The following is a 20,154-nucleotide window of genomic DNA, read 5'->3' on the forward strand; positions in this document are numbered from 1 at the left end:
CGCGGTTTATTATTGTGGCATGCCCACGGGGCGGTCTTCGCCAATGCGTGCTTCCACATTGAACAGCCGTTGGTTTCGGCGATGCCAAAGAATCACCATCATCATGGTGGCCATTACAAACCCGCCGAACATTAAAATCACATTGTTCACATGCACGTCAAAGCTGATCAAAATGGCGTAAATGCCAAGCATGGTCAGTACGGAAATATTTTCGTTGAAGTTTTGAATTGCAATGGAGCGACCCGCGCTCATCAGCACATGACCGCGGTGTTGAAGCAGAGCGTTCATGGGCACCACGAAAAAGCCGCTAAGCGCGCCGATCACTGTAATTAGTAGGTAGGCCATGCTTTGGTTGTTTACCAAAACCATGGTCATGCAAACAATACCCATCAAAATACCCATGGGCAGTACCACCATGGATTTTTTCAAGGGAATCAGTTTGGCGGCTGCCACAGCACCCGCCGCTACACCAAAAGCACAAACACCCTGCAGAATCGCACCTTTATCCAAGGGCAATCCCAAAGCACTTTCAGCCCACTTTAAAACGATGAACTGCAGTGTGGCCCCGGCACCCCAAAACAGCGTGGTGACCGCCAATGAAATTTGTCCAAGTTTGTCGCCCCACAACTGCTTTACACAGCCGTAAAACTTGCGAGTCATGATAATGGGGTGGTTGAGTTGGGGCTCGTAACGTGCGCCCGTGTCTGGGATCTTGAAATTGAAAATGGCCGCAATCAGGTAGCCAGAAGTGATCACGAAAATCGCTGCTTCGGCAGGCGTGTCCATATTGTCGGTGACGCCCGGAATATGAAGTTGCATCAAATACTGGCTTGTGCCCGGCGCAATCAAAATACCCCCGAGTACGGTGCCAAGAATAATGGACAACACCGTGAGTCCTTCGATCCAGCCGTTGGCCTCTACCAAACGCTCGTGTGGCAGCAACTCGGTCAAAATGCCGTACTTGGCGGGCGAGTATGCCGCGGCGCCCAAGCCCACCACTGCGTATGACAGCAGGGGATGCACACCAAAGAACATCATCAGGCAGCCCACAATTTTGATCGAATTCGTGATCAACATGACCCGCCCCTTGGGCAGAGTGTCTGCGAACCCGCCAACAAATGGCGCAAGAACCACATATGAAACCACGAAGAACAGTTTCAGCAATGGGGTCATCCAGTCAGGCGACTGAATTTGAAACAGCAATGCAATTGCTGCAATCAAGAGTGCGTTGTCTGCTAGCGACGAGAAAAACTGCGCCGCCATGATGGTGTAAAAGCCGGGTTTCATTCAACTTTGAATTGAGCGAAATCCATTTAGTGCGATTTCGCCGTTTCGCTACTCGTTCAACGGTGTTGAGGCGTTATATCATATCCAGATGCTTCACGTATTAAGCAATGCCTTTTTTACGAAGTTCGAGCCTACCCTTAAATCATCATTAGCCAGTCCATGCCACGACCCATACGTGCAGTGGTTAACCCTGCCGCCATCTCAGCCAATATCAATAGAATCAAGGAATTGCTGGGCAATACCTTGGTAATGTCCGTGGTGAAAGCCAACGGTTATGGGCATGGTCTGGAAAGAATTATCGATGGACTGCAGTATTCAGATGCTTTGGCCATTTTAGAAATTGAGGGGGCAGCACGCTTGCGCAGTTTGGGCTGGAACAAGCCCATTGTGTTGCTTGAAGGTTGTTTTGATCAGGCCGATTTGCTCAAAGCCATCGAATTGCGCTGTGACTGGGTTGTTCACAATCAAGACCAGTTGAATGATTTGGCAGGTTTGGAACCACAACTGTTTTTCCACAAACCCCGTATTTTTCTGAAGTTGAACACCGGAATGAACCGACTGGGCTTTCAGCCAGAGTCCGCCGCCGCCGCTATTTGCTGGCTGGATGAGTTCACCTTGAAGCACAACTGGCCAACCCCTGTCTTGATGACTCACTTTGCCAATGCAGATGAAGCCGAGCCCAGGGCTCGACTGCCTTTTGCTCAAGATCAACATCAAACCCTGATGCGCTTGAAGCCTGTACGTTGGCAAAGCAGTTTGGGAAACTCGGCTGGTAGTCTTAATTTTCCGGCTTTGGCGGGTGATATTGCACGCCCAGGTATCGCAATTTATGGCGCAACACCTGGCCCGAATGCCGCTGCCAATTATGGATTAAAGCCCGCCATGGTTTTCACCAGCGAAATCATTGCCATTCAACCCATTAAAAAAGGCGATACCGTGGGCTATGGCTCCCGGTGGCAGGCTGCCGAAAATGGCCGTGTGGCTGTGGTGGCCTGCGGTTATGCTGATGGTTATCCACGCCATGCGCCCGACGGCACTCCCACCTATGTCGAGGGCCATGTTGCGCCCGTTGTCGGTCGAGTGTCCATGGACATGATGACCATTGACGTTAGCCACATTCCGAATGCCAATGTTGGCAGCACAGTGGAGTTGTGGGGCGAGCATATTCCGGTGGATGTGGTGGCCGATCGGTGTGGCACCATTGGTTATGAACTGCTGTGTGCAATTGCGGCCCGCGTGCCATTTTTTAAAGTCTAGCTGTTAAAGGGACATGCCGTTTTGGCCAAGAGCAAAAGTCAGTATCAATGCACAGAGTGCGGCGCCGTATTTGCCAAATGGCAAGGTCAGTGTACCGATTGCAGCAGTTGGAATACATTGGTTGAGTCTGTGGTAAGTACTGCCGCGCCAACCAGGCACAGCCGTTTCGCGGCATTGGCCGCGCAAAGCAGTAGCGTTATCAAGCTTTCAGAGATTCAAGCGCAAGACCACCCACGTTTCAGCAGTGGTGTGCCCGAGTTTGACCGTGTGCTGGGCGGCGGCATGGTGCCGGGCATGGTGGTATTACTGGGCGGCGATCCAGGAATTGGTAAATCTACTTTGCTGTTGCAGTCAATGGTCACCTTGGCCAAAACAACTTCGGCCTTGTATGTCAGCGGTGAAGAATCTGCTGGGCAAATTGCCTTGCGGGCGCAACGCCTGGGGCTGGAACACACCAACTTGAATGTGTTAACTGAAATTCAGCTTGAGCAAATTGTGGCTCAGCTTGAAACACACAAACCCCAGGTTCTGGTGATCGACTCCATTCAAACCCTGTACACCAGCGAGCTAAGTGCTGCGCCGGGCTCGGTAAGCCAGGTGCGCGAATGTGCAAGCCAGTTAACCCGACTTGCCAAGGCTTTGGGTATCACCACCATTTTGGTGGGTCACGTTACCAAAGAAGGCACGCTGGCTGGTCCGCGTGTTTTAGAGCACATTGTTGACACGGTGCTTTACTTTGAAGGTGATTCGCAGTCGTCGTTTCGCTTGGTGCGCGCATTCAAGAACCGATTCGGTGCAGTCAATGAGTTGGGCGTGTTCGCCATGACCGATCGTGGATTGAAAGGCGTGAACAATCCATCCGCGCTATTTTTGTCGCAAACCGCCGAATGGGTGGCTGGTTCCTGTGTCATGTGCACTCAAGAAGGCGCACGACCATTGCTGGTTGAAATTCAGGCTTTGGTCGATTCCTCTCATTCACCTTCACCGCGCAGGTTGTCGGTTGGCCTAGAGCAGAATCGCTTGGCCATGTTGTTGGCGGTGATGCACCGCCACGCAGGTTTGCAGTTTTTTGATCAGGACATTTTTATCAATGCTGTGGGCGGCGTGCGAATTTCAGAACCTGCTGCCGACCTGGCCATTGTGTTGGCCATGGTGTCGTCCTTGCGGAATAAACGCTTGCCCAAAGAATTGGTCGTGTTTGGTGAAATTGGCCTGTCGGGTGAGCTGCGCCCAGCCCCGCGTGGGCAGGAAAGATTGCGCGAAGCAGCCAAGCTTGGTTTTACTCATGCCATTGTGCCGGCCAGCAATGCACCGAAACAGCCCATCGATGGCATTGAAGTGATTGGTGTTGACCGAGTCGAAAAAGCGTTGGCTGCCCTGAGAGACAAGCTGGATTGTTTTTGACCCTGTTTTGACTTGGCGTTTGATTACAACGACAATTGCGCAGATAACAATAAATTCACTCTGTTGAGCGATCCATGTCCCAAAGCCGTTTGTTCTCGCCTGTTGTATGGGCCGCCGTTGGCTCGCTGCTGCTTGCCGCCTGTTCCCGTCCTGAAATAGACACCTCCGAAGTGATTCGGCCTGTGCGCGTAATGGCACTTCAAGCGGCCGGAAGTACCTTTGAAGAAAGTTTTCCTGGTCAAATTGAGCCTCGTATTCAAGCACGGCTGAGTTTTCAGGTGGGTGGTAAATTGACCGCACGCCTTGTCGAAGTGGGGGACAAAGTAAAGAAAGGCCAGGTGCTTGCCAAGATTGACCCCCAAGACTTAAGCCTTGCCTTGCAGGCTGCGCAAGCGCAGTTTGATGCGGCGGCGACTGAACAGGCTCAGTTGAAAACTGACCTGGAGCGTGCGAAAACCCTGAAACAACAAAACTTTGTCAGCCAGGCCGAACTGGATCGCCGCCAGTTGGCACTGGATGCCGCCAGTAGCCGTCTAAGCCAGGCACGCGCTCAATTGAGTACGCAGGCCAATCAACGCCAATATGGCGACTTGCGCGCTCCGGGCAGTGGTGTGATTTCCAGTGTGTATGTCGAAGTGGGGCAGGTAGTGGCACCCGGACAGGCTGTGGTGCAATGGGCTGATGAAAACGAAGTGCAGGTCAGCATGGCAGTACCCGAAAGCAGGGTTAGCGATCTTAAACCGGGGCAGGACGCACGTGTTTTGCTGTGGTCTGGCAAACAAGCCTTGAATGCCAAAGTCCGGGAAGTTTCACCGGTGGCCGATCCGGTTACACGCACTTTTGCTGTGTTACTGGACGTCGATGACCCATTAAAACTCTCGCGCTTTGGAATGAGTGCCACCGTGGAGTTCACCAAAGAGAGCAAATCCAATGCTTTCAAATTACCGATTTCGGCCTTGGTGGCAGAACACACAGGTGCCTTTGTGTGGGTATTCGACGAACAGCAAGGTGTGGTCAACAAAAGAGTAGTCCAGCCTTACGCTGTGTCTGAAAGCGACTTTCTGGTGAAAGAAGGGTTAAACAACGGCGACTTGATTGTCACTGCGGGTACGCATGTTCTGAACGAAGGCCAAAAGGTTCGCCGCTTCGTCGAAACCAGCGATCTTTCCAAATGAGAAAAATCAACCTTTCGCGTTGGGCGCTTGAAAACCAGCCTTTGGTTCGCTACCTCCTGGCTGTGTTTGTCTTTGCAGGTGTGGCCGCGTTCTTCTCTTTGGGTCAGGAAGAAGATCCGCCCTTTGTTTTTCGTGGCATGGTGGTGCGAGCCTACTGGCCAGGTGCCACAGCCATGCAAATGGGGCAACAGGTTGCCGATCCCATCGAAAAGGTGATTCAGGAAATTCCCTACGCGTACAAAATCCGGTCATATTCCAAGCCGGGTGAAACTGTGATTTTTCTTCAGCTTGATGACAGCGCGCCCCCCAAGCAAGTGGCCGACATTTGGTACACCACGAGAAAGCGGGTCAGCGACATGGCAGGAACCCTGCCGCGCGGTGTGGCAGGGCCATTCTTCAACGACGAGTTTGGTGACACTTTCGGCGTGCTGCTTGCTTTCTCTGCGGATGGGTTCAAGTATGCGGAGTTGAAAGATTTTGTAATACAAGTGCGACAGGAAATGCTGAAGGTCCCCGATGTCGCCAAGGTTCAGTTGTTTGGTGTTCAGCCAGAGAAGGTCTTCATCGACATATCGCATTACAAAATTGCGCAATTGGGGGTTTCTGCGCAAGACATCTTCAATCAAATCAACAGCCAGAATGCTGTGACCTCTCAGGGTGTTTTAAGCCTGGAAAACCAAAAAGTGTGGTCACGTGTTCAGGGGCAGTTTGAATCGATCGAAGACATTGCCAACACCCCGATTCGGGCGGGCAAAAATACACTGTTGCTCAAAGACATTGCCCATGTGCATCGTGGCTATCAAGATCCACCTGTTTCCAAAATGCGCTTCAATGGCAAAGAGGTGATCGGGCTCGGTATCTCCATGGTCAATGGTGGTGACATCATTCGCCTTGGCCAAGAGTTAGAGAAGGTGGAACGACGAATTCTCGCTGAACTTCCAATCGGTATTGAACTACAACGCGTTGCGGATCAACCCAAGTCAGTGAGCACCTCGGTCAGCGAGTTTGTGAAGGTGTTGATTGAAGCAATTGTGATTGTTCTGGCTGTCAGCTTTTTGAGCCTTGGTCTGCACAGCAAACCGTTTCGCATTGATACGCGACCTGGCCTTGTGGTTGGGTTGACCATTCCGTTGGTACTGGCGCTGACTTTCCTGGCCATGTCCTTTTTCAACATCAACCTGCACAAAATCTCCTTGGGCGCGCTGATTATTGCCTTGGGTTTGTTAGTCGACGATGCAATCATCGCAGTTGAAATGATGGTTCGCAAACTGGAAGAGGGCTATTCACGCTTCGATGCGGCCATATTTGCTTATGACTCCACCGCCATTCCAATGCTCACGGGCACGCTGATTACCGCAGCGGGTTTTCTGCCCATTGCTTTGGCTCAATCTGCAGCCGGTGAATACACCTACTCAATTTTTGCGGTGACTGCGATTGCGCTGGTGTTGTCGTGGTTTGTGGCAGTTATTTTTGTGCCCTACATTGGTTATTGGTTGCTGAAGAAGCCCAAGGACGGTGAGGGGCATTCCGAGGTATTTGACACCCCGTTTTACCAGCGATTCCGCCAGTGGATTGAGGTGTGCGTGAATCACCGCTGGATCACGATTGCAGTCACCGTGCTTGCGTTTATCGGGGGCGGGTATTCTTTCAAATTCATTGAACAGCAGTTTTTCCCTGATTCCAACCGCCTGGAGATCATGGTGAATTTGTGGTTGCCCGAGGGAACCGCATTTGAAGAAACAGAAAAACAGGCCATTCGCCTGGAGCAGTGGTTGGCCAATCAACCCGAAGTGCAAGGTTATGCGAGTTTTGTTGGCGACGGGGCACCGCGCTTTTACCTGTCGCTTGATCAAAAGTTTGTGCAAAGTAACCTGGCCGAACTGATCGTGATTCCCAAAACCTTCGAAGACCGTGAGGTACTTCGAGGCAAACTCAAAGAGCACCTGGAAAGTAGTTTTCCCGATATTCGTCCGCGAATTACCTTGTTGCCCAATGGGCCACCCGTGACCTATCCCGTTCAGTTTGTGGTGCAGGGCCCTGATCCGCGCGTGGTGCGTGTGGTGGCCGACAAGGTGAAAGAGGCCGTGGCATCGAGTGAATACACCCGCGGCACGCATGACAACTGGAATGAAAACATCAAGGTTATGAAAGTGGAAGTGGACCAGGCCCGTGCACGGGCCTTGGGAGTCAGCAGCCAAAGCATTGCCGAGTCCTCGCATGTTATTTTGTCGGGCGCCACCATAGGGCAGTACCGTGAAAACAACCGTCTGATCGACATTGTGTTTCGTAACCCCGAGAGCGAGCGCGACACCCTGGCTGAGCTCATGAATGCCAACGTGCCCACGGCAAGTGGCTCGTACGTACCCTTGTCACAGGTGGGCAAGGTCGATATGAGTTTTGAGCCGGGCGTTATCTGGCGTGAGGGTGGGGAATTCGCAATCACCGTGAAGGCCGATGTGGTGTCGGGTATTCAAGGCACCACGGTGGCTTTGGCCATGAACAAAGCCCTTGACCCCTTGCGTGCAGAGCTGCCACTTGGGGTGGGTGTGAAGCTGGATGGTCTGGCTGCCGATTCTGGCAAAGCCCAGCAGTCGATCATGGCCAGCGTGCCATTGATGCTGTTTATCGTACTTACCTTGCTGATGCTGCAGCTCAAGAGCTTCGGCAGAACCTTGCTGGTCTATTTCACTGGCCCACTGGGTATTATTGGTGCGGCTTTGGCTTTGATCATTACCGCACGCCCGTTTGGATTTGTGGCACAACTGGGTGTCATTGCCCTGTTTGGCATGATTATTCGAAATTCGGTGATCTTGGTAGACCAAATCGAACAAGACAGGGCAGCAGGCGTTGATCCGTTCGAGGCCATCATCGGTTCAACCATTCGGCGTTCGCGTCCAATTTTATTGACAGCCGCCGCCGCCGTGCTAGCCATGATCCCGTTGATGCGTTCCCAGTTTTGGGGGCCCATGGCCGTGGCCATCATGGGGGGCCTAATCGTTGCCACCTTGTTAACTCTGTTTTTCTTGCCGGCGCTTTATGCCGCAGCGTATCGGATACGCAAGCCAAGGTTGTGACCTGAGTAAATTCCTCACCACCTCAGCACTTGTGTGGTCCACGCGGTGCTGAATTTCTTGAAAGGGGTGATGATTTTTTGTTCGGTTAACATTTTGTTGCCTGCCGCCTCATGCACCTTCAGTTCTGCAACGCGCATTCTGAACAACGCCCGCAGTGGCCTGGCAAACAGGCGTTGGTCTGCCGGCATGGTTTTCCAGGCACCGTTGGCTTTCTCAAGCAAATGTTCGCCCACTTGCTGAAACAAAGACCTGGTGGCCTCACTGTGCCCCCTGCGTTTAAGTTGTTCGGCAGTTACGCCATGCTGGGCCAGCACATCAACTGGCAGTGGTTGAAACCCTTGGTCCAGGTACTTGGCCAGCCGAAGAAGCTGACACAGCTGGGTGGCGGTGGTCCAGAATTCCAGCAATTCAGTGCAATCTGTGTCGGAATCTGTAAAACGGGCTTGAATCACCTTGCCCCACGGTTTGGTCTCTTGCAGAACATCGTTGTGCCAATCCGCCAAACTGTTGTAGCGCTTGGGCTCGCAACCACTGGCCACGCTGTTGATCAATTCTCCCCAATGCTCAGGGGGTATTTTTGCAATCACTGGTTTTGAAATGGCCGTGATAACAGGGTGGGGGTTGCTGTTTTCTACCGCGTTGGCCAAGGCGTTTTGCCACCAGCCCAGTTTGACCTGTGTCAGGCCAGCCTCAAGCTGTTTCAGGCAAGCCTGGCGTAATTCGTGGTTCAGCGTAAAGCAGCCCAGCCAAAACGCTTTGAATTCATCGGTTTGAAACAGCGTTGCATAGTGCAGGGAGGCAGTTTCTCCACTCACTTTCTCGCGGCAGTAAGCAAGCGGATTTTCAAGAGATACAGCCATATCACCTTCTAAATGGGGGTAATGCAGTCAATAAATGACATTGTAAGGGCTTAAAAGTTAAAATCGGGCTATAATGCGCGCCTACATGCGGATGTGGCGAAATTGGTAGACGCACCAGATTTAGGTTCTGGCGTAGCAATACGTGAAGGTTCGAGTCCTTTCATCCGCACCACCCCTCTTGTGCCCCGGGTATATCGCTTCTGGGGCGGTCCAGTTTTACCAAGCCCCCGCCAAAGCAGCTTCATACTTGTGTAAGATATCGGCAATTGTAGAGCCTTTACGCCCATTAACCATCCCCTTGGCCAACCTCGCCAGGGCAACTAGTTCAAGAGTTCCAAATGACTGAAACAACCACCACTGCCAGCTCACTCGAGAAAACCATTTCCTTGAAGCTGTCGGTTGAAAAAATCAATGCTGAAGTTGAAAAGCGCCTGAAAAAGGTGGCTCGCACAGCTCGCATGCCCGGTTTCCGCCCAGGTAAAGTGCCCATGAAAATGGTGGTACAGAACTACGGCCCTCAAGTACATTCCGAAGTGTTGAGCGACGAAATCGGCCGCACATTCAGCGAAGAAGTTCAAAAGCAGGATCTGCGAGTGGCTGGTCAGCCCCGTATTGAAGCCGCCAAGGACGCTGCTGATGACGCATTCGAATTCAATGCGATTTTCGAGGTGTTCCCTGAAGTGAAGTTTGGCGACTTTGCCACGCTTGAAATCGAGAAAACAGTGGTTGAGGTTTCTGACTCTGAAGTGGACAAAACCATTGAAATTTTGCGCAAGCAGCGCGCAAACTTTGCCGAGGCCGATCGTGGCTCAGCAGAAGAAGACAAAGTAACTCTGGATTTCGTTGGCAAAATTGACGACGTACCCTTTGATGGTGGTACTGCTGAAGACTTCTCGTTTGTCATTGGCAAGGGCCAAATGCTGCCTGAATTCGAAGCCGCAGCAAAAGGCTTGAAAAAAGGCGAAGAGAAAACTTTTGATCTGGCATTCCCCGAGGATTACCACGGTAAAGATGTCGCTGGCAAAACTGCCCAGTTCACAATCACAATCAAGAAAGTTGAAGGTCCACAGTTGCCCGAACTGAACGAAGAGTTCGCCAAGGCCATGGGCATTGCCGACGGTTCACTGGAAAAGCTTCGTGACGATGTTCGGGTTAATTTGAGCCGCGAAGTCAGCAATCGCACCAAGGCACAAACCAAAGAAGCGGTGATGAACGCCTTGTTGAAAGTGACTGAATTCGATGTGCCCAAGGCCCTGATTCAATCTGAAACAACTGAACTGGCCTCTCGCGCCCGCCAGGACCTGAAAGCCCGTGGCATGCAGAATGTTGAAGAAATCCAGTTGCCGGAAGACATTTTTGCTGCACAAGCCGAGCGTCGCGTTCGCTTGGGTCTGATCGTTTCAGACTTGGTGAAAGACAACAGCTTGCAAGCCAAACCCGAGCAAGTGCGTGCCTTCATTGAAGAGCAGGCTCAAAGTTATGAAAACCCCGCTGAAGTGATGCAGTGGTATTTTCAAGACCGCGCCCGTTTGGCGGATGTAGAAGCGGTTATTCTGGAAGACAATGTGGTTGAATTCGCTTTGAACAAATCCAAAGTGGTTGAAAAGAAATTGTCCTTTGACGAACTGATGGGAAATAAATAAATGATGTGGAACCCTCGCTCTATGACTAACAACATGAACAATTCTGGTGCGCTTGAAACCCAAGGCAATATGTATGTGCCCATGGTGATTGAGCAAAGTGGTCGGGGCGAGCGGGCCTATGACATTTATTCGCGCTTGCTCAAGGAGCGTGTCATTTTCCTGGTTGGCCCAATCAACGACCAAATGGCCAACGTTATCGTGGCCCAAATGCTGTTCCTCGAGAGCGAAAACCCGGACAAAGACATCGCCTTGTACATCAACAGCCCTGGTGGATCTGTGTCTGCGGGTATGGCCATTTATGACACCATGCAGTTCATCAAGCCCGATGTGTCTACATTGTGCACAGGCTTGGCTGCCAGCATGGGTGCCTTCCTGTTGTCCTCTGGCACCAAAGGCAAGCGTTTTTCCTTGCCCAACAGCCGCATCATGATTCACCAGCCTTTGGGTGGTGTTCAGGGGCAGGCATCCGACATTGAAATTCACGCCAAGGAAATCCTGTATTTGCGTGAAAAATTGAACGGAATACTGGCTGAGAACACAGGTAAGTCAATTGAAGAGATTGCACGAGACACAGATCGTGATAACTTTATGGGTGCAGACTCTGCAAAAGAGTACGGCTTGATTGACGACGTGTTGAAGCACCGTGTGTCACCGGCCGACAAGAAGTAACTGCAGTAACATTAAACCTGGATTTCTTGATTGCCCCCACGGGGGGCTTTCCAGAGGATAAAAGATGTCAGAAAAGAAAGGCTCCAGCGAAAAGCTGCTGTATTGCTCCTTCTGCGGCAAAAGCCAGCATGAGGTGAAGAAATTGATCGCAGGGCCCTCTGTGTTCATCTGTGATGAATGCATTGAGTTGTGCAACGACATTATTCGCGACGAAGCAGCCGAAGCCACTGCCACTGGTGGTGGCGACAAACTGCCCACTCCCCAGGAAATTCGTTCAATTCTTGATCAATATGTAATCGGTCAAGACAAAGCCAAGCGCGTGTTGGCTGTAGCGGTATACAACCACTACAAGCGCTTGCGCCACATGAGCAAGAAAGACGACATTGAGTTGACGAAAAGTAATATTTTGCTGGTCGGCCCCACGGGCTCTGGCAAAACATTGCTGGCGCAAACCCTGGCCCGTTTGTTGAATGTGCCCTTTGTGATCGCCGATGCAACCACGCTGACCGAAGCGGGTTACGTGGGTGAAGACGTCGAAAACATCATTCAGAAGCTGCTGCAAAGCTGCAACTATGAAGTTGAGAAAGCGCAGCGCGGCATTGTCTACATCGACGAAATCGACAAGATTTCCCGCAAGTCCGACAACCCGTCCATCACGCGCGACGTGTCGGGCGAGGGCGTTCAACAGGCCTTGTTGAAGTTGATCGAAGGCACCGTGGCATCCGTTCCTCCACAGGGCGGTCGCAAACACCCCAATCAAGACTTTGTTCAAATTGACACAACCAACGTGCTTTTCATTGTGGGCGGCGCGTTTGAGGGTCTGGACAAGGTGATTCGCAATCGTTCCGAGCGCTCCGGCATTGGCTTTGGTGCCACCGTGAAAAGCAAGGAAGAGGGTAACGTTGGTACCCTGCTGGCAGAAGTCGAGCCAGAAGACTTGATCAAATTCGGTATCATCCCCGAGTTGGTGGGCCGTTTGCCGGTGATTGCCACGCTCGAAGAGCTCGATGAGCCAGCACTGATCGAGATTTTGACAAAACCCAAGAATGCCATGGTCAAGCAATTCGAGAAGTTGCTTGAAATGGACGGAGCGGAACTTGAAGTTCGTCCATCGGCCTTGAGTGCAATCGCCAAAAAAGCGATTCAGCGCAAGACCGGCGCGCGCGGTTTGAGAACCATTCTTGAGCAGGCTTTGCTGGGCATCATGTACGATCTCCCTGGTGATACCAATGTCAAGAAAGTGGTGATTGATGAAAACACAATCAATGGTGTTGGCCAGCCTTTGTTGATCTACGAAGACCAACCCAAAGTAGCCAGCAGCAAAGACAAATCCTGATGCAGCAAACCAGATCAAAACAGATTGCAAAATGATTAAAAAAGCCCAGCTCAACAGTTGGGCTTTTTCTTTTCAGTGGTATTGTTTATTTGTCGTGAAATAAAGCTTGAATAAGCGCGTTTTAACCCCACTGTAGGGTTATGCATTTAATAGGTGATTCATATGTCAGCAACTAACGTGCTTCCGGAACAACCCATCGAATTGTCATTGCTTCCTTTGCGGGATGTGGTCGTATTTCCACACATGGTGATTCCTCTGTTTGTGGGCCGTCCAAAATCCATCAAGGCACTCGAAATCGCGATGGAAACAGGCAAAAGTATTCTACTGGTGGCGCAAAAATCTGCCACCAAGGACGAACCCAGCGACAAAGACATTTACAACATTGGCTGTGTGGCCAATGTTCTTCAAATGCTGAAGCTGCCCGACGGCACAGTGAAGGTACTTGTTGAAGGCGTGCAGCGTGCCCGCTTGACCAAGGTAACGGACGAAGGCACTCACTTTGCAGCCACGGCCTTGCCCTTGTTGCCCGATCCTTCGCAAAGCCCCGAGACCGAGGCCATGAAGCGTGCCGTTATGGCACAGTTCGATTCCTACGTGAAATTGAACAAAAAGATTCCGCCGGAAATTCTGACATCGCTGGCCAGCATCGAAGACATTGGCCGCTTGGCGGACACCATTGTTTCGCATCTGCCTTTGAAGCTTGAGCAGAAGCAGTCCATTCTGGAAACCTTCAGTATTGCCCAACGTCTGGAAGCCTTGCTGTCACAACTCGAAACCGAGATTGACATTCTTCAGGTGGAAAAGCGCATTCGCGGTCGTGTGAAGCGCCAGATGGAAAAAAGCCAGCGCGAGTACTACCTGAACGAGCAAGTGAAAGCCATCCAGAAAGAACTGGGCGAGGGCGAAGACGGCGCGGACATGGAAGAGCTGGAAAAGCGAATCAAACTTGCACGCATGCCCAAAGAAGCCTTGAAGAAAGCCGAGGCTGAGTTGAAGAAACTCAAGCTGATGTCACCCATGTCGGCCGAAGCCACGGTGATTCGCAATTACATCGATGTGCTGGTGGGTTTGCCTTGGAAGAAGAAAACCAAAATCAACAATGATTTGGCCAACGCAGAGAAAGTGCTGGATGAGGACCATTATGGTCTTGAGAAGGTCAAGGAACGCATTGTTGAATACCTCGCGGTGCAGCAGCGCGTTGACAAACTGAAGGCGCCAATTTTGTGCCTGGTAGGGCCTCCTGGTGTTGGTAAAACATCGTTGGGTCAGTCTGTCGCCAAGGCAACAAACCGCAAGTTTGTTCGCATGGCGTTGGGTGGTGTGCGCGACGAAGCCGAAATTCGTGGTCACCGCAAAACCTACATTGGTTCTATGCCTGGCAAGGTGCTGAACAGCATCACGAAAGTGGGTGTTCGTAACCCGCTGTTTTTGCTCGACGAAATTGACAAGATGGGTCAAGACTTCCGTGGTGATCCCGCATCGGCTTTGCTCGAGGTGCTTGATCCGGAGCAGAACAGCACATTTGTGGACCATTACGTTGAAGTGGAATACGACTTGAGCGACGTGATGTTTGTGGCCACTGCGAACTCACTGAATATTCCGCATGCGCTGCTTGATCGTATGGAAGTGATTCGCTTGAGCGGTTACACCGAAGACGAGAAAGTGAATATTACGCAAAAGTATTTGCTGCCCAAGCAGTTGAAAAACAATGGCGTGAAAGACGAAGAGCTGAGTGTTTCCGAAGCTTCGATTCGGGATGTCATTCGCTACTACACCCGTGAAGCGGGTGTGCGTGGCCTTGAACGTGAAATGTCCAAGATTTGCCGCAAGGTTGTGCGTCAAATGGTGCTGGGCAAGAACGAAAAGAAAGTGCAGGTGACGCCAAAGAATCTCGACAAATTCCTCGGTGTTCGTCGATTTAACTTCGGCATGGCCGAAAAAGAAAACCAGGTGGGTCAGGTGACTGGTTTGGCCTGGACAGAAGTGGGTGGTGAATTGTTGACCATTGAAACGGTGTCCATGCCGGGCAAGGGCAATGTGATTCGCACAGGTTCTTTGGGCGATGTGATGAAAGAGTCAGTTGAGGCTGCCCGTTCAGTGGTGCGCGCACGCGCAAATCGCTTGGGTATTCGCAACGACGCTTTTGAGAAACGTGACATTCACGTGCACGTGCCTGAAGGTGCTACACCGAAAGACGGACCTTCTGCAGGTATCGCAATGACCACCGCATTGGTGTCCACATTGACGAACATGCCGGTGCGTTCTGATGTTGCCATGACGGGTGAAATTACACTTCGTGGTGAGGTGTTGGGCATTGGTGGATTGAAAGAAAAGTTGCTGGCTGCACACCGTGGTGGCATAAAAACTGTGCTTATTCCTGAAGAAAATGTGAAGGATTTGGCGGAAATTCCAGCCAATGTGAAGAACAGTTTGGAGATTATTCCGGTGAAATGGATCGATCAAGTGCTGCAACATGCCCTTGAATCGCTCCCAGAGCCAGTCTCCGAGCCAGCCGAGGTGATTGCAGGCAAAGCTGATGAGGCTGCTGCAAACCCAAGTGTAAAGCACTGATATCAATCGACATTTTAAATGGACCTCCGCATGAAAATGTGGAGGTTTTTTTTTGTGCATCGCGGAAAGCCTTAGCTGGCTTGAAAAATAAGGGTTATCCGCCCGCAAAATGTGTTGACAGCTTGGTTTCAGGCATGTCTAAATTAAGAACTGGAAGCAACGTGGTGCCTGATTTTGGGCACTTTTTATTTGTCACCATGAGGGGGCTTTTTACATGAATAAAACCGAACTGATCGATCAAATTGCTGAGTCAGCAGAAATTTCCAAAGCGGCTGCTGGTCGCGCACTGGATGCAATGATTGCTGCTGTTAAAACTACTTTGAAAAAAGGTGGTTCAGTAACTTTGGTTGGTTTTGGAACCTTTGCAGTTGGCAAGCGTGCTGCACGTAGCGGCCGTAACCCACGCACTGGCGCAACAATCAAAATCAAGGCAGCCAAAGTGCCAAAGTTCCGTCCTGGCAAAGCCCTGAAAGACGCAGTGAACTAAATTTAAAATTTTTTTGACAAAAGGTATTGCAGGCCGAGTTAATTTGTATATAATTGCGGTCTTGGCTGATTCGCAGCATGACAAACACTAGCAAAACAGTGAGCGTCGGGTGCTTAGCTCAGTTGGTAGAGCGGAGCCCTTACAAGGCTTAGGTCGGGAGTTCGAGCCTCTCAGCACCCACCAACATTGCGAAACAGCAACCAACTTTGGAGTGGTAGTTCAGTTGGTTAGAATACCGGCCTGTCACGCCGGGGGTCGCGGGTTCGAGCCCCGTCCACTCCGCCAGCAGTAAGAAAAGCCCTTGAATTCCTTTTGGAATCAAGGGCTTTTTTCTTTTCTACGACCCCTTGATACGCTTATCCGTGCTACCCCGGCGACCGCTTGGGATAGCAGAAAAGGTAGCAGTTTGGGATAGCAATTTGGGGTAGCAATTTGAGTAACCGCTCGACGTTACTTTTGTGCGCTCTGCGTCGCGACCCCCATGCGTCTTTTCAACTGCATCTGTAAACCCACGGTCTTTCCATCATCACCTCTGGAAGGTAGACCACGTTATGTATTCAACGAAGTTCAACAATCAATTCGTATCCCAGGCTCTGGTCTCTAATCACAAAACCACCGCCTCGGATTTCCGTCCAACGGATGTACAAGGCATTCAAATCTCGAACGAGGCTCAACGCGTCCAGACGGTCTCTGGTCGGTTCTTACAGGGCACACAGGGACAATCTAGTGGTAACAACGATGAGAGCGTCCTAGAAGCTTCTGGTGGTCTTTCCGCAAAAGGGAAGGGTAGTTCTAAAACTAGGAAAGTCGCTGGGTCGCAATATCTGTTTACGAGGTCTGGCGTTTACTACTTCAAACGAAAAATACCAGTCGATGCGCGAGGTGCATTTCCAGAACACGCTGGACAACAAATATGGCGCTCTTTGGATACAGAACTTTTGCATGTTGCACAAGTGCGTCTGCGCGCTGAAATCTCTTTGTTTGACGAGACGGTGGCACGATTCCGCCGCCAGAGTGCGCTTGAGCAGCTCAATGGCTTAGGTGCGGCGATGTCACCTCAAGCGAACAATCGCCATGGTCAATTGCAAATTTATCAATTTGACCAGGGCAAGCAGGGCGGGGCAGTTGAAACTCGGATATCACCTGCATGTATTGACGTGACGAGCGCTCACGCAACCGCGGGCTGGGACCCGTCTGCAATTCTCAATCAGCTCAAAACGCTTACGCACGCCGTCGAGCAAATGCTTGCTGCTAACCACCTAGGCTCGCTGACACAAACGCAACCTGGCTTTCTTCTGGTGCCTTCAAAGTCTGCACAAGCACCGATACTGACATCGGTCGCTCATCAAAATGCTACGCCACCAACCAAACCAGTGAATTCACCAAGTTCAGTGACGCTTTATCTGTTGCTGGAGGACTGGAAATTGACCCAGACGCGTCCGCGTACAATCACCACTGTTGAGAACGCACTAGAAGAGTTCGCGCGTTGCGCAGGTGTAGTCGTGGTTGAGCAGCTCACGCGCAATCATGCGCGCAAGTACAGAGACTTGCTGATTGAAAAAGGTCTGTCGAAATCAACCATTGAAAACCGCCTCGGATTTTTGGCTACGCTGTTCCGTCATGGGCAAAAAGAGCTCATCGAGCATTTGCACATAAACCCGTTTGACCACATTGAGATTCGCGCCCAGCCAACTCGGCCACCCAAAAACCGCAGAGCTTTTGAAAACAGTGAGTTAAGCCGCATAGTCCACTCAAGCCTTTACAGGCAAGGTCATGTAGTGAAAGGTCAAGTGTCGGAAGCAGCATATTGGCTTCCACTTCTTGGTATGTTCACAGGAGCCAGACTGGAAGAAATCTGCCAGCTGTATCTTTCAGACATTCAGGTAATCAATGGAGTGCACGCCATTCGATTTGCCAATCTGGAAGAAGGGCAAAAGCTCAAAACTCAAAGTAGTTTTCGCCGCGTCCCAATTCATGAGCAGCTGATTACGTGCGGATTCCTAAAGCATATTGAGCAGATGAGGGTTTTGGGTCACGAGCGCGTGTTTCCAAGTCTTTCAAATGCAAACAGTCACGGGATATTTTCGAATGCTGCTGGCAAGTGGTTTGCTCGGTTCTTAGACTCCATCAAGCTCACAGACTCTCGGCTGGATTTTCACTCATTTCGATACACCTTCAAGCAACAATGCACATTTCAGGGAATTGCGAATGAAGTCCGAGACGCATTGACGGGACATTGGAGTAGTTCCGGAGATGCCTCACGAGTCTATATGCGTGCGGAGGACAGGCAATACCCGTTCCCCGAGCTTGTGAAGGCTATCGAATTATTGGCGTATCCTGAGCTTGATTTTAGTCATCTACATATTGGATAGTTTTCATTGTTATATCCTGGTTTTCGCCCACCTGCGTCGCGTTTGATTTTTCGACGACGCAGGAGGTTGCCAAATTTCAAAGAAGCTACTTTGGGCTGATGTAATAGGGAAACACAGTGGATTTAATTGCTGAAATGAGTGAGCTTGTGTTAAAAAGGCCACCCTTTTCAGACATGTAAATCCCTGACGAACTCCTATCCCAGTGACCAAAATAAGCGTTAGTGGCCTGCGCGTTACAACCTGAACTAGTCAATGCTTGTTTTGCGTTGTATCGCGCGCTGTGCAGGCAGAGCCCAGGTTGTTTGAGCCCCAGTTTTTTGAGTAATCGTTCAAATCTCTTTCCAATTGCACCCCCCTTTTTGCCGTCTTTGCTTTTGCCGACAATCGCATTAAACAACAGCGTGTCGGAGCCTTCATCAAGCTTTGACTGCAAAAATTCAAGCACACCACCATTTATGAGTTCCGCGTGCAGCGGTAGCTTTCGAACGCTCGACGTTGTTTTCAGGTTGTTTCCGTTTTTGTTGTGCAGGTGCAAGCAGGGATGTCCATGCACGTAGATTAAATCTGAAGCTCTTAGTTGCGCTAATTCTTCACAGCGCGCACCGGTAAAAAATGCCAGCTTGACGAACATGCCGAATTCCAAGGTCTCTGTTGATGTCCCGCCAATCTCGCTCTCTGAAATCTGAACAGTGTTTAAGATTTGCTGCGCATCATCCACTTCAAACGGCTGACGCTTTTTCTCAGAATCCTTGTTTTTGACTAAAGGTAGATGAGTTTTGATGAATGGATTGTCATCATCAATGAGTTGCTTACCTAGCTTAAGCGCCATCACCGTGGGGTCTGATTCAGTTCTTTTGATGTATTCAACATAACGGGAAACCATGGCGTGCAAATAGCCCACGCGGTTTCGAATTGTGGCTCCTGAGAGTTGTTTATCGACCAGTTTACTTGCGTAGCACTCAACTGTTGCACCAGAAATGGAGGCCAGCGGGACATTGCCTGCGATAGACTCGAACTCTGCTACGCAGTTTTGATGGGCTTGGATGGTTTTGTCATTTGATTGAATCTGTGTCCAATGGATAAGTGCATCACGAAGAGTTGGAAGGCCGCGTGCCTCGATACATGCAGTTCTGTTGTGTAAATCTGCAAATTCACCCTGGTTACGTTTTTTGATTGTTTTTAGGATGTCGCCTTGTGCAATTGCCACTGCTTCAGTCAGCATCTCAAGAGTTTTATTTGCGGGACTGGTTAATTTTTCCTTATTCAGCAGCTCCCTTGTAAGCGGCAAAAACTCTTTAAATTTCATTCGAGCTAAAGTGCGTGTTACATTTTTTAGCTCGTGTTCTATGTTTTCGCAGTAAGTGTCCAAATCATCATCACCCATCATTTCGCGTGTTTTTTGGTCCGCACTGAGAGCTGCAGTCTTGAAGTTGTGGATGATTGCAGGGATGTGAGCTTCAAGTAGGTGGTGCTCTGTTTTAGGCACAGTAGTACTTTTTGTATTCTTGACCTTGCCTCGAACAAGCAAAGCTTCCAACTCATCAATGACCTGGTTTCTTTTCTCAGTAACCCGTATTGCCGCAACGCCATAGTTACAAGTGCTCAGGCTCCGACGAATGTGCTCGCGCCGGTATACGTGCTTGAAGCGCTTCGGGGTTTTCATTTTCAAATAGAAACAGTCATTTCGGCTGTCGAAATGAAGATTCTTGATTTTAGACTCGCCCAGCGTCTTGTTACTGCTAAGAGGGCTATCTGAAAACTTGAAAGATTGACTGAAGCAGAGGGTGGATTTGTGTTGACCTTCACCAGAAATTTGGACAGACATGATTGCGATGTATGAGCTGATAACTCATCGTTTAGCACTTACAATCTCAAAAAACATTTACTGGTTTTCACTTTGCTTTTATATATCAATAGCTTAATAAGAATGAAGAGGATTATTTAACCGCCTGTAAGAAATTAAGCTGAACTTCGCTGGAAAACAAATCTCGAGCATCGGGTGCGCAAGTGACCCGTTGT

13 protein-coding genes and 3 tRNA genes are annotated in these 20,154 nt (G+C 50.4%); 13 read left to right on the forward strand and 3 right to left on the reverse strand.

The features are described 5' to 3' along the window. Positions 1 to 9: 9 nt before the first annotated feature. Positions 10 to 1,287 (reverse strand): lysophospholipid transporter LplT, encoded by a 1,278-nt coding sequence (gene lplT, locus ACVL1J_RS04130; RefSeq protein WP_159568633.1) that lies wholly within the window; start codon positions 1,285 to 1,287, stop codon positions 10 to 12. 159 nt (positions 1,288 to 1,446) lie between these two features. Here lplT and alr point away from each other — a divergent pair, with 159 nt between their 5' ends. From alr to ACVL1J_RS04150, 4 genes are all read left to right on the forward strand, one after another. After that, the gene (alr, locus tag ACVL1J_RS04135; RefSeq protein ID WP_341236656.1) at positions 1,447 to 2,544 is read left to right on the forward strand and encodes an alanine racemase; all 1,098 of its coding nucleotides are present in this window, start codon (positions 1,447 to 1,449) and stop codon (positions 2,542 to 2,544) included. Positions 2,545 to 2,565: 21 nt separating this feature from the next. Then, positions 2,566 to 3,948 (forward strand): DNA repair protein RadA, encoded by a 1,383-nt coding sequence (gene radA, locus ACVL1J_RS04140; protein WP_159568631.1) that lies wholly within the window; start codon positions 2,566 to 2,568, stop codon positions 3,946 to 3,948. A 74-nt stretch (positions 3,949 to 4,022) separates the two neighbouring features. Continuing rightward, positions 4,023 to 5,123: an efflux RND transporter periplasmic adaptor subunit gene (locus ACVL1J_RS04145; RefSeq protein WP_341236655.1), complete on the forward strand. Its 1,101-nt coding sequence runs from the start codon at positions 4,023 to 4,025 to the stop codon at positions 5,121 to 5,123. Beyond that, positions 5,120 to 8,197, forward strand: coding sequence for an efflux RND transporter permease subunit (locus ACVL1J_RS04150; RefSeq protein ID WP_341236654.1), 3,078 nt, complete (start codon positions 5,120 to 5,122; stop codon positions 8,195 to 8,197). Before ACVL1J_RS04145 ends, ACVL1J_RS04150 begins: the two co-directional genes overlap by 4 nt. Positions 8,198 to 8,211: 14 nt before the next feature. On the opposite strand, the gene ACVL1J_RS04155 is transcribed toward ACVL1J_RS04150, so the two are convergent. Further along, entirely contained in the window at positions 8,212 to 9,057 is an 846-nt protein-coding gene (locus ACVL1J_RS04155) for a squalene/phytoene synthase family protein (protein ID WP_341236653.1), read from the reverse strand. A gap of 87 nt (positions 9,058 to 9,144) precedes the next feature. On the opposite strand from ACVL1J_RS04155, the gene ACVL1J_RS04160 reads away from it, so the two are divergent. The 9 genes from ACVL1J_RS04160 (at position 9,145) to ACVL1J_RS04200 (ending at position 18,135) form a co-directional block, all read left to right on the forward strand. Further along, positions 9,145 to 9,229: transfer RNA gene (locus ACVL1J_RS04160), tRNA-Leu, on the forward strand. Positions 9,230 to 9,395: 166 nt separating this feature from the next. Further along, positions 9,396 to 10,700: a trigger factor gene (tig, locus tag ACVL1J_RS04165; RefSeq protein WP_159568627.1), complete on the forward strand. Its 1,305-nt coding sequence runs from the start codon at positions 9,396 to 9,398 to the stop codon at positions 10,698 to 10,700. Between the two features lie 21 nt (positions 10,701 to 10,721). Continuing rightward, positions 10,722 to 11,369: an ATP-dependent Clp endopeptidase proteolytic subunit ClpP gene (gene clpP, locus ACVL1J_RS04170; RefSeq protein ID WP_159568626.1), complete on the forward strand. Its 648-nt coding sequence runs from the start codon at positions 10,722 to 10,724 to the stop codon at positions 11,367 to 11,369. A gap of 64 nt (positions 11,370 to 11,433) precedes the next feature. Next, positions 11,434 to 12,705 (forward strand): ATP-dependent Clp protease ATP-binding subunit ClpX, encoded by a 1,272-nt coding sequence (clpX, locus tag ACVL1J_RS04175; RefSeq protein WP_159568625.1) that lies wholly within the window; start codon positions 11,434 to 11,436, stop codon positions 12,703 to 12,705. A 162-nt stretch (positions 12,706 to 12,867) separates the two neighbouring features. Beyond that, the gene (gene lon, locus ACVL1J_RS04180) at positions 12,868 to 15,276 is read left to right on the forward strand and encodes an endopeptidase La (protein WP_159568624.1); all 2,409 of its coding nucleotides are present in this window, start codon (positions 12,868 to 12,870) and stop codon (positions 15,274 to 15,276) included. Positions 15,277 to 15,490: 214 nt separating this feature from the next. Continuing rightward, positions 15,491 to 15,763 carry an HU family DNA-binding protein gene (locus ACVL1J_RS04185; RefSeq protein WP_105029303.1) on the forward strand — a complete coding sequence of 91 codons (273 nt, stop codon included), beginning with the start codon at positions 15,491 to 15,493 and terminating at the stop codon, positions 15,761 to 15,763. Between the two features lie 107 nt (positions 15,764 to 15,870). Beyond that, a tRNA-Val gene (locus ACVL1J_RS04190) sits at positions 15,871 to 15,946 on the forward strand. Positions 15,947 to 15,971: 25 nt separating this feature from the next. Beyond that, a tRNA-Asp gene (locus ACVL1J_RS04195) sits at positions 15,972 to 16,048 on the forward strand. Between the two features lie 266 nt (positions 16,049 to 16,314). Next, the gene (locus ACVL1J_RS04200) at positions 16,315 to 18,135 is read left to right on the forward strand and encodes a DUF6538 domain-containing protein (protein ID WP_491665127.1); all 1,821 of its coding nucleotides are present in this window, start codon (positions 16,315 to 16,317) and stop codon (positions 18,133 to 18,135) included. 85 nt (positions 18,136 to 18,220) lie between these two features. Here the strand turns inward: ACVL1J_RS04200 and ACVL1J_RS04205 are convergent, their stop codons facing one another. Next, positions 18,221 to 19,960, reverse strand: coding sequence for a tyrosine-type recombinase/integrase (locus ACVL1J_RS04205; protein WP_491665128.1), 1,740 nt, complete (start codon positions 19,958 to 19,960; stop codon positions 18,221 to 18,223). Positions 19,961 to 20,154 lie beyond the last annotated feature (194 nt).

This window comes from Limnobacter sp. G6BE5S, from assembly GCF_058448965.1.